This is a genomic window from Clostridioides sp. ES-W-0016-02 (assembly GCF_020641035.1).
Classification (GTDB): Bacteria; Bacillota; Clostridia; order Peptostreptococcales; family Peptostreptococcaceae; genus Clostridioides.
In genome coordinates this window covers 4,159,536-4,173,252 of the sequence record NZ_CP061361.1, presented here as the reverse complement: position 1 = coordinate 4,173,252, position 13,717 = coordinate 4,159,536, and the positions used below count along the sequence as shown (strand labels likewise).

Sequence of the window (13,717 nt, the reverse complement as noted above, 5' to 3'; positions counted from 1 at the left end):
TTTTAGTCTCATTTCTCTGCTCTAAGAGTGTAGAGCCGTTAAGTCCAAAGGGAGGTGAATTATAGTGAGAAATTATGAATTAGTTTATGTAGTAAAGCCAAACTCTGATGAAGAAACAAGAGAAGCTGTACTAAACAAAGTTAAGGAAGTTGTTGCAACTGAAGGAGAAATAGTTAAAGTTGATACTTGGGGAACTAAAAAATTAGCTTATCCAATAGCTAAGTTTACAGAAGGTTTCTATGTGTTAGTTAACTTCAAATCAGCAGTAGACGTTCCTAAAGAAATAGACAGAAACTTAAAGATAAATGAAAACGTAATAAGACACATGATAGTTGTTGCTTAACAACTAGTTTTATTATAAAAAATAGGTGGTGTTTTTATGAATCAAGTTGTATTAGTGGGAAGGTTAACTAAAGACCCTGAATTAAGATACATCCCAGGTACAGGAACACCAGTGGCATCATTTACAATAGCCATTGATAGAGACTATGTAAAAAAAGATGGATCTAAAGAAACTGATTTTATACCTGTTGAAGTAATGGGTAAATCCGCTGAATTTTGTGCCAACTACATAACTAAAGGTAGATTAGTTGCACTTCAAGGATCGATAAGAGTAGACAATTATCAGACACAATCAGGCGAAAAAAGAACTTTTACAAAAGTAAGTACTAGATCGGTACAAGCTTTAGATAGCAAGAATAAATCGGAAAATTCATATAAAGAGAGTGCTCCAGCTTTTGAGCCAAGCTTTGAACCTCAAGGGTTAGACCCACAAGGTTTCCAAGCTATAGATGATGACGATATACCATTTTAAAAAGGAGGGAAAAAAGTCATGATGAATAAAAAAAGACGTAAGAAAAAAAGAGTTTGTCAATTTTGTGCTGACAAAAACGCTAAAATAGATTACAAAAGTACTCAGAGATTACAAAAGTATATAACTGAAAGAGGAAAGATATTACCAAGAAGAATATCTGGAACTTGTGCTAAGCATCAAAGAGAATTAACAGTTGCTATAAAAAGATCAAGAAATATAGCACTTTTACCATATACATTAGATTAAAAAATGAGCCTTGTGCTCATTTTTTATTATAGATATTTATATAAGTAAATGAGACGAGCTATAACGCTCGTTTTTTTGTTTATATACTTAAATATATTATTATTTATGATATAATATTATATATTAAGGAGGGTTGCAAACGTGAAAATAGATAAAGGTTCTGAGATAACAAGAAACATAAAGATAATAGAGTGGATGAAAACAGAAATATTAATGAGTGTAAGTGATTTGTTTAACTTATTATTTAAAGGGGTAAAACCTTTAGATGAGGCAATTCAAGATACTCTAGCAAATATAATAATGATAACATATCTCTTAGCAAAGAGATTAGGAATTAGTTTTAGAGACGTAGATTATAAAGTCAAGGAAAAAATAAAAATTGGTATAGAGGAAGACCATAGTGTTGAAAGATGGTATGGAGATTTATCTAACTTAAAAAAACATATGGATAATAGGGAGTGATATTAAATTGAATAATAAAATTAGACTATCTAAAGCCATGTCTATAATAGTTTTAGCTATAATAATTGCTTTAGTAATAGCCTATATTCCAATGCTAGGAATGTTTAGCATATTAGCAGCTGTCCCATATGTAATTATAGGTGCCATCACTGATAAAAAGTATTCTTTTTTATCTATTTTGATTACATTTTGTGTGCTAGTTTTATTTGCAGACATTTCGTATGCATTAAATATATGTATAATGTATTCTTTGCCAGGCATAGCAATAGGAAAGATGCTAAAGAGAAGTTTTGAGCAAGAAGATAGTAATAAATTTGAACCAATATATGGAGGAACAATAATATTTGTGCTTGCAATGGTTGTGTATTTCTTTGTATTGAAGACATTTTTAAATGTAAATTTATTAGATGAAGTTTCTAAAATGATAACAGAAATTGTAAATATTCAAAAAAATAGTTTTTCTGCAACTGAGCTTAAAGTATTTGATAAAATGAAGCCAGATGAAATTGTAAGTTATTTTACAAATATGCTACCAATGATGTTATTCTTACAAGGTTTATTATCAGCATTTGTAACATATTATTTAAGCGTATTCTTTATCAAAAGGATTACAAATTTGAATATAAGATTTCCTAAATTTGCTGACTTTTATTTACCAGGAAATGCTATAGTCACAACTTTTTTACTTTATTTATTAGTCTTATTTATTGAAATTATTGGCTCAAAATTATATACAGAATTAATAATGACTAATTTACAGCTAGTTTTTAACTTAATGTTTGTAATTCAAGGAATAGCAGTTTGTATTTATTATTTAAAGAAATGGATAAGACAAGGGCCAAATAAAATTATGTTTCTTTCAGGGATAATTTTATGTTTATTTGGATTTATGGGAATATCTTTTGTTGGTATGGTAGATAGTATAATTGACTTTAGAAAGGTGAGAAGTTATAAATCCACTTAGGAGGATAGAAATGAGTAATAAACAAACCTTTAAATTAAATATGCCAGAAATAAATTTATATATAATTATTATTGGTATTTCTAGTATAATTTTGCTTTATTACAACTTGTATGTAGGGTGTTTATTTTTCTGTATTTTTGCATATATGGTTTTTCACAATTGGAGAACAACTAATATTAGACGTCATGAATGGACAGAGTATATTCAAAATTTATCTTTAGATATAGATGAAACAACTAAGAAAGCTATAATAAATCTTCCAATACCACTATGTATTCTAGAATTTGATGGAAATATATCATGGTATAATGGAAAGTTTTATGATATGATTGGTCAAAAAGATTTACTTGATAAAAATATAGAAGATATAGTTAAAAATCTTAATTTAAGAAAAGTATTAAATGAAAATAAAGAGATGTACACTGAAATAAACTATAAGGATAGAGAATATACAATAGTTTATAATGTTATAAAAAATGATCAAGAAAAAAATCCTAAATATTTAATGATATTATACTGGATAGATAAGACAGAATATTTACAAGTAAAACAAGATTATGATGATGAAAAAGATGCAATGATGTTAATACAAGTAGATGGATATGATGAAGTATTAAAAAGTGCAGCAGAAGATAAGAGAGCTTTAATTAATGTTGAAGTAGAAAAAATACTTTCTGCTTTAGAATTAAATTCAAATGGTGCTTTGAGAAGGACTTCAAAAGATAAATTCTTCTTGGTAATGCATAAAAAAGAGTTAAAAAAATTGGAAGCTGAGAAGTTTTCTATTTTAGATACAATAAGACATATTGATTATGGAAATAATCTTCCTGTTACAATAAGTATAGGAATTGGTATAGATGGAGATACATTAAATGAGAACCTAAAACTTGCTACAGGTGCTCTTGATTTAGCACTTGGTAGAGGAGGAGACCAAGCTGTTGTAAAGACAAAAGATAAGTTTGTATTTTATGGTGGAAAGTCTAAGGCTGTAGAAAAGAAAACAAAAGTAAAATCTAGACTTATAGGTCATGCTCTGAGAGAGGTTATACAAGAAAGCGATCATGTTTATATAATGGGTCATAAATATCCTGACATGGACGCTATGGGAGCCGCAGTTGGGGTTTATGATATATGTAAATCTTGCAATAAGACAGCAAATATAGTTTTACAATCTGTAAATGAATCTATAGAGATATTTATAAACAAAATAAATGAAAGTAATTATTATAAGAAGTTGTTTATTGGAAAAGAGGAGGCTATTGATAACTGTACTAAAAATACACTAGTTGTTGTAGTTGATACTCATAGACCTAATTATACTGAATGTGAAGAACTCTTAAAGTTATCAGAGAAGGTAGTAGTAATAGACCATCATAGAAGAGGTGTAGAGTTTATAAATGATGCAGTGCTTTTATTCCATGAAATATATGTATCTTCAACATGTGAAATGGTTACAGAATTAGTTCAGTATATGGATGAAGAGGTAACAATCAATAAACTTACAGCTGAAGGTCTTTTAGCAGGAATAAGCTTAGATACTAAAAACTTTGCATTTAAAACAGGTGTGAGGACATTTGAAGCTGCTTCTTACCTTAGAAAAGTTGGAGCAGATACAATAGAAGTCAAGAAGTTTTTCAATTCTGATGTAAAAGATTTTATAATAAAGGCTGAAATAATTCAAAGTACAAAGATAATTAATAATAGAATATGTCTAGCATATTCAAGTACAGAAATAGATAGTATAAACGTCATAATAGCTCAAACTGCTGATGAGCTATTAAATATAAAAGAAGTAGAAGCCTCCTTTGTATTAGGAGAAAAAGATGATACTATATTTATAAGTGCAAGGTCTTTGGGGCAAATAAATGTACATGTACTTATGGAAAAATTAGGAGGCGGGGGACATATAGATATAGCTGGTGCACAGTTAAAAAATGTTTCTCTAAAAGAAGCTTACAAGATAGTAAATAAAATAATAGAGGAGTATTTAGAGGAGGAAGAATAGATGAAAGTTATATTATTAAAAGATGTAAAAGGAACTGGTAAAAAAGGGGAAATGAAAGAAGTAAGTGATGGATATGCAAGAAATTTCTTATTTCCTAAGAAAATGGCTGTGCAAGCAGATAGTGTAGCAATCAAGGAATTAAATGAAAAGAATAAATCTAAAGAAATAAAAGCTCAAAAAGAATATGAAGAAGCTGTTTTACTAGGAAAACAAATGGAAGAAATTAATATAGAAATATATTCAAAATCAGGTGAAGGTGGAAGATTATTTGGTTCAATAACAGCCAAAGAGATAGCTGAGCAATTGAAGAAACAAAAAGATATAGATGTAGACAAAAGAAAGATTTTATTAGATGAACCAATAAGAACTTTAGGTTCAACATTTGTAGAAATAAAAATACATCAAAAAGTAACTACTAAAATAAGAGTAGATGTAAAAGAAAAACAGTAATAACTAGAGGTGATAAAGATGGAAGACATGACGAGAATTCCTCCTCACAGTGTAGAATCAGAGCAGTCAATATTAGGTTCTATACTACTAGACAAAGATGCTATAATAACAGTTACAGAAACTATAAGGCCTGATGACTTCTATAAAGAGGCTCACAAAATAATATATGAATGTATGATAACTTTAAGCAATAAAGGTGAGCCTATAGACTTAATAACATTGACAGAAGAGCTAAGAAAACAAGGGCATCTTAATGATATTGGAGGAATCAGTTATATTACAAGTCTTTCTACAATAGTGCCAACAACTTCAAATGTAAAATACTATGCTGATATAGTAAAAGAAAAGTCTGTACTTAGAAAGCTTATAAAAGCATCTAATGAAATAATAAATCTAGGATATAGTGGAGCAACGAAAATTGAAGATGTTTTGGAACAAGCTGAAAAGAGAATATTTGATATATCACAGGAAAAAACTAGTGACGATTTTAAATCTATAAACTTAGTTTTGATGGATGCCTATGATATGATAGAAAAATTATATACAAATAAAAGCGATGTAACTGGTATAACTACTGGTTTTAAAGATTTAAATAAAAAAATAAATGGTCTTCAAAGAACAGATTTAATATTAGTTGCGGCAAGACCTGCAATGGGTAAAACGGCCTTTTCTTTAAATTTAGTACAAAATGCAGCTTTAAAAGGAGATGCTTCTGTAGCTGTGTTTAGTTTAGAGATGTCAAAAGAACAGTTAGTACAACGTATGCTATCTTCGCAATCTAGTGTAGAATTGAAAAAGATAAAGACTGGAACACTTAATGATAATGATTGGCCTAGGATTATAGATGCAATGGCAGTACTGTCAGATGCAAAAATACACATAGATGATACTCCTGGAATAAAAATATCAGAATTAAGGTCAAAGTGCAGAAAGTTAAAGATAGAAAAAGGTCTAGATTTAGTGCTTATAGATTATCTTCAACTTATGGAAGGTGAAGGTAATAATGAAAGTAGACAACAAGAAATATCTAAAATATCAAGGTCATTAAAAGTATTAGCAAAAGAATTAAATTGTCCTGTAGTAGCATTATCTCAGTTATCACGTGCCCCAGAGCAAAGAGCAGACCATAGACCTATGTTATCTGATTTAAGAGAATCTGGAGCAATTGAGCAGGATGCAGATATAGTTATGTTTTTGTATAGAGATGAATACTATCATGCTGATTCTGAGAGTAAAAATATAGGAGAAATAATAATAGCAAAAAATAGACATGGTGAAACTGGTTCTGTGGAACTAGTTTGGCTTGGTGAGGTTCAAAGATTTGGGGATAAGTTGAGAGACCTATAATTTAACTAATATCCACAGAACATCCTTTCTTTCTACAGGAAAAATGTGGATACATGTCACTAAATATGTCTAAACCTTGAAATTTAGCTAAAAAATTATCCACACTATCCACAGATAGCCTGTTGATAAGTGTGAATAAGTAGATAAAGCAAGCTTTTAGCTTGCTTTATCTGTGTATAAGTATTAATTATCAGGAGGAATAATATGGAAAAAATAAGCTTAAAATGTATATATCCCAATATAATTAAAGTACTTGATGAAATAAACTTATTTAGGATAGTTGATAATAATTTAAAAGAATCAATTGTTGTTTATGCTAGTATTGTGGACAATCAATATCATATAAACATGACTAATACAAACTTTGGAAATATAATTAATGTATGTAAATTAGAAAAACTTTTAGACGTGGACAAGTTTATAGAAAAAGTTATAAAAAATAGCACAGAAATTAAAAAAATAGATGACTTTTCAAAAATAGAAGAGTATCTGTTAAATATTGGAGAACGTTAAAAAAGTTGAAAAAAATACGAATATTTGATAGAATAAATAAGTAAAGCGTTCGAGAATATATAAAATATAGAGGTGAATTACATGAAAACAGTTGCAATTGTTGGTTCTCAATGGGGAGATGAAGGTAAAGGTAAAGTTATCGATTATCTTGCTACTCAAGCAGATGTAGTAGTAAGAGGACAAGGTGGAAATAATGCAGGTCATACATTAGTTGTTGAAGGTAAAAAATATGCATTACACTTAATTCCATCTGGAGTTTTAAATCCAAAGACAGTGAACATAATCGGAAATGGAATAGTATTTGACCCTAAAGGATTCTTAGAAGAATTAGAAATGTTTAAAGCAGATAATATAAATACAGAAAACATAAAAATTAGCGATAGAGCTCATGTTATATTCCCATACCATAAAGAGCTAGATGCATTATCAGAAGAAGCTAGAGGCGATTTAAAGATAGGTACGACAAAAAAAGGTATTGGACCTTGCTATATGGATAAGACAGAGAGATCTGGAATCAGAATATGTGATTTAATGGATAAAGATAAATTTGCCATAAAATTAAAGGCTCAGATAGAAGCTAAAAACAAATTAGTTAGAAACATATATGGAAAAGAAGAATTATTTGATTTTGAAGCTATATATAATGAATATATTGGGTACGCAGAACAAATAAAAAAATATGTAGCAGATACATCAGTTATTGTATATGATGCGGTAAAAGCAGGTAAAAAAGTGTTATTTGAAGGAGCGCAAGGTACTTTATTAGACTTAGACTTAGGAACTTATCCATTTGTTACATCTTCTCATCCAATATCTGGAGGATTTGCTATTGGTGCAGGTATAGGACCAAATATGATAAAGGATGTTGTTGGTATAGTAAAAGCTTATACTACAAGAGTTGGAGAAGGTCCATTTGTTACAGAACAAATAAATGAAACTGGTGATAAGATAAGAGAACAAGGGCATGAATTTGGAGTAACTACTGGTAGACCAAGAAGATGCGGGTGGTTTGATGCTGTTATAGTAAAATATGCAGCTAGAGTTAATGGATTAACTAGTATTTCATTTATGTTATTAGATGTGTTAACTGGATTTGACAAAATTAAAGTTTGTACATCTTATAAAATGGACGATAAAATAATAACAGATTTCCCAGCTTCGTTAGATGATTTAGCAAAATGTGAACCTATATATGAAGAATTAGATGGATGGAATGAAGATATAACTCAAGTAGACAATTTTGATGACCTTCCAGAAAATGCAAAGAAATATATTGCTAAAATAGAAGAGTTGATTGGAGTAAGTGTAGATATGGTTTCTGTTGGGCCTAATAGAGCTCAAACTATAATAAGAAAAAACATATTTGCTTAGTATCTTAAGTAAGTGATTTAAATTATAAATGATTAAAAAAAAGAGTATCTCAAGATAATATTTACAATTATTAGAGATGCTCTTTTATATTGAGTTAAAATTATTTATGTATATTTTAATAAAATTAAGGTCGAATTTATACCCTTGAATTAGATGTCTTATTTAGATGATTTTGTTGAAAATCAATGATTCAGGATTATTTTAATTATATACTAAAAAAAATAAAAAAAACTGTTGACTAAAAGTTATACAGCAGTTATAATATAACTTGTGAGTGAAAGAAACGACGAAAAAAGTCGAAAAAATGTGGTCTATTAGCTCAGTCGGTAGAGCACCTGACTTTTAATCAGGGTGTCCCGCGTTCGAGTCGCGGATAGATCACCAAATCATGGCTCGTTGGTCAAGAGGTTAAGACACCGCCCTTTCACGGCGGTAACAGGGGTTCAATTCCCCTACGAGTCACCAATATGGGACTATAGCTCAGCTGGGAGAGCACCTGCCTTACAAGCAGGGGGTCACAGGTTCGAGCCCTGTTAGTCCCACCAGTTTTTAGATGAAAAATACTATATATGCTGGTGTGGCTCAACGGTAGAGCAGCTGACTTGTAATCAGCAGGTTGTAGGTTCGATTCCTATCACCAGTTCCACAAAATACATACATGTAAATTAATATAATTTTCTATGCTACAGGATACTTTTAGGTATCTTTTTTTTAATTGCGTCAAAAATTAATTATAATTAAATTTTTAAATATTATACAATATCATATATTTAGAAACAGAGTCTATAAATGTACTATAATAAATTTAAATAATGCAATATATTAAGAATGATATTAATATATATAAAATTACAAACTAGATAAATGATTAGTATATTAAAAGGTATATTAGGAATACAATTAGAAAAACTGAATGGATAATGTGATTATATAGTATAAGTTTTAAACAGAGAAGCAAGTATGTTCTTACCTCTCTATTTAAAAATAAAAAAATGTTTTTTAAGGGCTACTTTATTTAAATCTCTCCCATCTCAAATCATCTCCAGTAAATTCTAAAATTCTAAACTTATCTAAAATCCTAGATAGAATTCTTTGAGTATAAGTATTTCCTATTTGAGATGGTGTTAAGTTGGTTGATATAATAATCTTTTTACCAGCAACAAGTCTTGTGTTTACAATATTGAAAATTTCTCCACTAGTAAAAGAATTATTAAGTTCAGTACCAAGGTCATCTATTATTAATAAATCACAATCAAACAAGTTTTTATAATTTTCTTCACTTATTTGATTGTTTGGGTCTCTTCTAAATTTATAGTCTTCAAGAATATCTAAAATTCTAAAAGATGTTTGATAAATTACAACATTACCTTTGTCTAACAATTCTTTTGCAATACAGTTACACATATATGTTTTACCTAGTCCAGTAGAACCATAAAACAATAAGTTTTCACTATTATCTACCTTAAAGTCATGAACAAAATTTTCGCAGATACTTAGATTATTTAACATATTTTCTCTTGGAGATATTTCTCCATCAGGACTTTTCTTAGGAGAAAATATATTCAAGTTAAAATTCGAAAAATTTTCCTGACTTAAAATTCTATCTAAATTAGACATTTTATAAGCCTCATTTACAATTTCTTGTTTTAGACAAGAACATTTTTCACCATTAGGTAAAAATCCTTTGTCTTTACAAGAGTCACATTGAAACTTTATTTCTAAGTAATCAAGAGATATGTTGTTTTTAACTAAAAGTTCTTCTTTTCTCAATTTTAAAGATTCTATAGTTTTCTTAGACTCATTCACAATTTCATCTTTAGATTTAGGATTTAAAAGAACTGTTTTAGCTAAGTTAAGACCTATTTTAGAAATATCATCATCTATAGATTTTATCTCAGGAATTCTATTATAGACCTCATTTTTTCTATGTTCCAATAGTAGCTCATTTTTATCTCTTTTATTGGCATATTTAGCCAGTATTTTTCTTATTTTATCTTCATTCATTTAATCACCTACTTAAACTTTTCTTTTTGACTTTTTTTAATAATTTCATCGAGTTCATCAGATGTATATTGAGTAAATGTTTCGTTGAAATTATGAAACTTAGTTTTCTTGTAAGTATTGTTGTTTTGAGTAGTATTAATCTGCTTCTTATTAATATTCTCCTTAACTATACGTTCTTCCTCTTTTTGCTTTAAATCATTTAAATTTTTTATATTTTTTTCGTGCCAATTTTTAATTATTCCATTTATATAAGATATACTTGGGTTTGGTATATTCTTAGATTTAGAACATGCATTTACTATTAAGTCCATATCCATGTCAAATTTATCAAACCAAGCATCCATGAGTTCTTTTTCTGATTTCGTTGCTTGTCTTGAAAATCCCAATTCATTGAAAATAGTTTTATATAAAATATATCGTTCACTTCTAATCAAGAAGCTGTCTTCAACATCTTTTGGGGTATATAAATTTGAATCATACCAGTTTCTAATAATGCCTTCGATGTATTTAACTGGTTTAGATGTACCAGTTTTATCTTTAACATATTCATAAGCACAAAGTATCATATCAGGGCCCATGTTGTATTTATTCATTATATCCATAATACTTATTTTTTCACTTGGGTCAAGATATCGACCAACTATTTTATTTATAGAATTGAACATCTTTCTAATACTTGGATTTTCAGAAGTAGATACAACTTTATCTGTATTAGATTTTACAGATGAATTATTACCTAATATATTTTCGATATAGAAATTTTTTAAATCTAAAAATTCTATTGAATAATTAAAATTATCATATTCTCCATTATCATGTATTTTTATAATCTTTTTTTCTTCCCAGAATTTCCAAGCAGATAGTACATCAGACAAAGGTATATTTAGGTTCTTGGCTATTGAGCTATTGTCAAACTTAGGATTAGAAGTAATATCACATGCCTGTCTATAGCCTAAAAGATAAACTTTTACGTATAACCCGTCCGCCATTGGCATAAATATATCTATAAAGATATTGGGAATAGTGATTTCACCTAAATCTATTTCATTGCTTTCTTTGAAAAACATTTTATCACCTCAGATTAAATTATATCATTTTTTGTATTACATTTGGTTGTAAACAAATAAAAGGTCATAAGATTAGCATGTAAATATTTTCTAAAAGTATTCATTTTAAAAAGGAGGAGATATTTTGGTTATAAAATTCAACCAAAAAGTAAGAAGAACATTATCAGTAGCAATTTTATTTATGGTACTAATAATAGGTTGCTTCATAGAAAAGGATGACAGTTTAGAAACGTACAAAGAAAAATCTAATTCAAAGATAAATCAATATAATATGGATGTTATATTTGATGATGAAACTAAGAGGTTAATGTGCAATCAGAGTGTTGAGTACATAAATAAGACAAAATCAAACATGGATAAAATATATTTCCATATATATCCGAATGCTTTTTCTAAAAAAGAATTTGCTCCTTTTGAAAAAGGTGAGATGACAAGAGCCTATCCTAATGGATTCAATGAAGGATATATAGATATAAAAAACATACTAAATAATAGCAGTAAAATGGAATATAAAATCAAAGGAGATAAAAATGATATACTAGAAATAGAATTGGGGAAAGAGTTAAAGCCAAATGAAAAGATATCTCTGGATATAAAATATAACGTAAAAATACCAAACTCAGTGGGAAGGTTTGGATATGGAGAAAACACTATAAATATTACTAATTGGTTTCCTATAGCTTGTGTTAATGATGAAAGAGGATGGAATCTAAAGAGTTATGAAACTATTGGGGACCCATTTTATAGTGAAACTAGTGATTTTCATGTGAAACTATTGATTCCAAATAAGTATAAGATTGCTCATACAGGTAAACTTGTTAATGACAAACATGATAACAAGAAAATGTTGTATGAGATAGAAGCTGAAAACGTTAGGGATTTTGCATTTATATTAAGTAGTAAATTTGATGTAAATAAAGTTGACTCAAAGGGTGTAGCTATTAGTACATACAATTTAAATAAGAAACTTTCTAGCAGAGCAACAGAGATTGCAAAAGATTCAATAAATATATTTAGTGAGTTGTTTGGCAAATACCCATATAAAGAATATTCTGTTGTAGCAAGTGATTTCTTTATAGGTGGAATGGAATATCCAATGCTTGTTATGATAGACCAAAGCTTATATAATGAAAAAAATGAGTTTTTACTTGAGTATGTTATAGCACATGAAACAGCGCATCAATGGTGGTATTCTGCTGTTGGAAATGATGAAATAAGTGAACCTTGGTTAGATGAAGCACTTACTGAATATTCTACAATAGTTTATTTTGAACAAAAATATGGAAAAGAAATGGCAAATAAACTTATAAAAACTATGCAAATACAAACAAAGAGTTATTTGAGTGAAAACATATTTAAACCATCAAATGAGTATAAAAATTCTACTGAATACAGTTTAAATGTTTATACAAAAGGAGCAACAGCTTTTAATGAAGTAAGAAAAGAAGTTGGAGATAAGGTATTCTTTGAAACACTAAATGAATATTACAATAAATACAAACATAAAAATGCCAATGGAAGAGCTTTTGTAGAGTTATGGAACAGTAAAGGGGTAGATATAAATAAGATTATAAGTGAATACAAGTAAATTTCGTACAGAGTATTAAATTTTATTTAATACTCTGTTTTTTTGGTATAATATAATTTATAAGGCAGAAAAAGAGGTGAAATAATGCTAAAGTATTGTTCAGTGGGAAGTGGTAGTAGTGGAAATTGCCACTATATAGGATATAAAAATACTAATATACTGGTAGATGCAGGATTAAGTGGAAAGAGAATAACTACAGGTCTTAAAGACATTGGAGTAGATTCAGATAAATTAAAAGGGATATTTATAACTCATGAGCATATTGACCATATAAAAGGGGCAGGTATATTGTCAAGAAAGTTTGACATACCAGTGTTTGCTAATATAAAGACATGGTGTTCTATGAAAGACAAGCTTGGTGATATTAAGGACAAAAATATGAAGGTCTTTGAAAATGATAAAACTTATTCATTAGGAGATGTTATAGTAAGACCTTTTTCGATAGAACATGATGCAGCTGACCCAGTTGGATATAATTTCTATACAGAAAACGATGAAAAAATGTCTATAGCTACTGATATAGGGTGTATTACTGAAAATATAAAAAAACATCTATATAAATCTAAATTAGTGGTATTAGAATCAAATTATGACCCTAATATGCTTATGATGGGTTCATATACATATGCTTTAAAGAAAAGAGTAATGTCAGATACAGGACATTTATCTAATGAAGATGCAGCAAATTTCTGTGTTGAACTTATTGATAAAGGTACAGAATCTATATTGTTAGCACATTTAAGTAAAGAAAATAATTTTCCAGAATTGGCATATGAAACTTCAAAGGGAGTATTAGCATCAAACGATATAGTAGTTGGGCAAGATGTAAAACTAGATGTATTATCACGCAATGATGTTTCTAATGTTTATAAGATGAAGTAGAGGT

The 13,717-nt window shown here is 28.7% G+C and carries 14 protein-coding genes and 4 tRNA genes; 16 read left to right on the top strand and 2 right to left on the bottom strand.

Going from position 1 to position 13,717, the window contains the following annotated elements; all coding sequences use genetic code 11:
- Positions 1 to 64: 64 nt before the first annotated feature.
- The 14 genes from rpsF to IC758_RS19320 all read left to right on the top strand — a co-directional run bounded on the left by rpsF (position 65) and on the right by IC758_RS19320 (position 8,818).
- A complete protein-coding gene (rpsF, locus tag IC758_RS19385; RefSeq protein WP_227436544.1) occupies positions 65 to 343 on the top strand; it encodes a 30S ribosomal protein S6 in 279 nt (92 codons plus the stop codon).
- Between the two features lie 36 nt (positions 344 to 379).
- Positions 380 to 814: a single-stranded DNA-binding protein gene (locus tag IC758_RS19380; protein ID WP_227436543.1), complete on the top strand. Its 435-nt coding sequence runs from the start codon at positions 380 to 382 to the stop codon at positions 812 to 814.
- A gap of 18 nt (positions 815 to 832) precedes the next feature.
- Positions 833 to 1,060, top strand: coding sequence for a 30S ribosomal protein S18 (rpsR, locus tag IC758_RS19375; RefSeq protein WP_021386573.1), 228 nt, complete (start codon positions 833 to 835; stop codon positions 1,058 to 1,060).
- A gap of 141 nt (positions 1,061 to 1,201) precedes the next feature.
- Positions 1,202 to 1,522 (top strand): MazG-like family protein, encoded by a 321-nt coding sequence (locus IC758_RS19370; protein WP_227436541.1) that lies wholly within the window; start codon positions 1,202 to 1,204, stop codon positions 1,520 to 1,522.
- A gap of 7 nt (positions 1,523 to 1,529) precedes the next feature.
- Entirely contained in the window at positions 1,530 to 2,486 is a 957-nt protein-coding gene (locus tag IC758_RS19365; RefSeq protein ID WP_227436539.1) for a YybS family protein, read from the top strand.
- A 10-nt stretch (positions 2,487 to 2,496) separates the two neighbouring features.
- A complete protein-coding gene (locus tag IC758_RS19360; protein WP_227436537.1) occupies positions 2,497 to 4,491 on the top strand; it encodes a DHH family phosphoesterase in 1,995 nt (664 codons plus the stop codon).
- Positions 4,492 to 4,941, top strand: coding sequence for a 50S ribosomal protein L9 (rplI, locus tag IC758_RS19355; RefSeq protein WP_054275501.1), 450 nt, complete (start codon positions 4,492 to 4,494; stop codon positions 4,939 to 4,941). It abuts the gene before it with no gap.
- A gap of 18 nt (positions 4,942 to 4,959) precedes the next feature.
- Positions 4,960 to 6,288 (top strand): replicative DNA helicase, encoded by a 1,329-nt coding sequence (dnaB, locus tag IC758_RS19350; protein WP_227483326.1) that lies wholly within the window; start codon positions 4,960 to 4,962, stop codon positions 6,286 to 6,288.
- Positions 6,289 to 6,492: 204 nt separating this feature from the next.
- Positions 6,493 to 6,801, top strand: a complete 309-nt coding sequence (locus IC758_RS19345; protein ID WP_227436532.1) for a hypothetical protein — start codon at positions 6,493 to 6,495, stop codon at positions 6,799 to 6,801.
- A gap of 81 nt (positions 6,802 to 6,882) precedes the next feature.
- Complete coding sequence (locus IC758_RS19340; RefSeq protein WP_227436530.1) at positions 6,883 to 8,172, top strand: adenylosuccinate synthase; 1,290 nt, start codon at positions 6,883 to 6,885, stop codon at positions 8,170 to 8,172.
- Positions 8,173 to 8,480: 308 nt separating this feature from the next.
- Positions 8,481 to 8,556: transfer RNA gene (locus IC758_RS19335), tRNA-Lys, on the top strand.
- Between the two features lie 6 nt (positions 8,557 to 8,562).
- A tRNA-Glu gene (locus tag IC758_RS19330) sits at positions 8,563 to 8,637 on the top strand.
- 4 nt (positions 8,638 to 8,641) lie between these two features.
- Positions 8,642 to 8,717 (top strand) — tRNA-Val (locus tag IC758_RS19325).
- 26 nt (positions 8,718 to 8,743) lie between these two features.
- Positions 8,744 to 8,818 (top strand) — tRNA-Thr (locus IC758_RS19320).
- 365 nt (positions 8,819 to 9,183) lie between these two features.
- Here IC758_RS19320 and IC758_RS19315 read toward each other — a convergent pair.
- A complete protein-coding gene (locus tag IC758_RS19315) occupies positions 9,184 to 10,176 on the bottom strand; it encodes an ATP-binding protein (RefSeq protein WP_227436528.1) in 993 nt (330 codons plus the stop codon).
- Between the two features lie 8 nt (positions 10,177 to 10,184).
- Positions 10,185 to 11,243: a DnaD domain protein gene (locus tag IC758_RS19310; protein ID WP_227436525.1), complete on the bottom strand. Its 1,059-nt coding sequence runs from the start codon at positions 11,241 to 11,243 to the stop codon at positions 10,185 to 10,187.
- A 124-nt stretch (positions 11,244 to 11,367) separates the two neighbouring features.
- Between IC758_RS19310 and IC758_RS19305 the strand changes: the two genes are divergently transcribed.
- Together IC758_RS19305 and IC758_RS19300 are read left to right on the top strand one after the other, a co-directional pair.
- Entirely contained in the window at positions 11,368 to 12,831 is a 1,464-nt protein-coding gene (locus tag IC758_RS19305; protein ID WP_227436524.1) for a M1 family metallopeptidase, read from the top strand.
- An 84-nt stretch (positions 12,832 to 12,915) separates the two neighbouring features.
- The gene (locus IC758_RS19300) at positions 12,916 to 13,713 is read left to right on the top strand and encodes an MBL fold metallo-hydrolase (RefSeq protein ID WP_227436522.1); all 798 of its coding nucleotides are present in this window, start codon (positions 12,916 to 12,918) and stop codon (positions 13,711 to 13,713) included.
- The last annotated feature ends 4 nt before the right edge of the window (positions 13,714 to 13,717 follow it).

Excerpts from the sequence above, each read along its gene's own strand:
- IC758_RS19380 (WP_227436543.1), top strand. The coding sequence starts at position 380 with ATGAATCAAGTTGTATTAGTGGGAAGGTTAACTAAAGACCCTGAATTA.
- rpsR (WP_021386573.1), top strand. The coding sequence starts at position 833 with ATGATGAATAAAAAAAGACGTAAGAAAAAAAGAGTTTGTCAATTTTGT.
- IC758_RS19360 (WP_227436537.1), top strand. The coding sequence starts at position 2,497 with ATGAGTAATAAACAAACCTTTAAATTAAATATGCCAGAAATAAATTTA.
- rplI (WP_054275501.1), top strand. The coding sequence starts at position 4,492 with ATGAAAGTTATATTATTAAAAGATGTAAAAGGAACTGGTAAAAAAGGG.
- dnaB (WP_227483326.1), top strand. The coding sequence starts at position 4,960 with ATGGAAGACATGACGAGAATTCCTCCTCACAGTGTAGAATCAGAGCAG.
- IC758_RS19345 (WP_227436532.1), top strand. The coding sequence starts at position 6,493 with ATGGAAAAAATAAGCTTAAAATGTATATATCCCAATATAATTAAAGTA.
- IC758_RS19340 (WP_227436530.1), top strand. The coding sequence starts at position 6,883 with ATGAAAACAGTTGCAATTGTTGGTTCTCAATGGGGAGATGAAGGTAAA.
- IC758_RS19315 (WP_227436528.1), bottom strand. The coding sequence starts at position 10,176 with ATGAATGAAGATAAAATAAGAAAAATACTGGCTAAATATGCCAATAAA.
- IC758_RS19310 (WP_227436525.1), bottom strand. The coding sequence starts at position 11,243 with ATGTTTTTCAAAGAAAGCAATGAAATAGATTTAGGTGAAATCACTATT.
- IC758_RS19300 (WP_227436522.1), top strand. The coding sequence starts at position 12,916 with ATGCTAAAGTATTGTTCAGTGGGAAGTGGTAGTAGTGGAAATTGCCAC.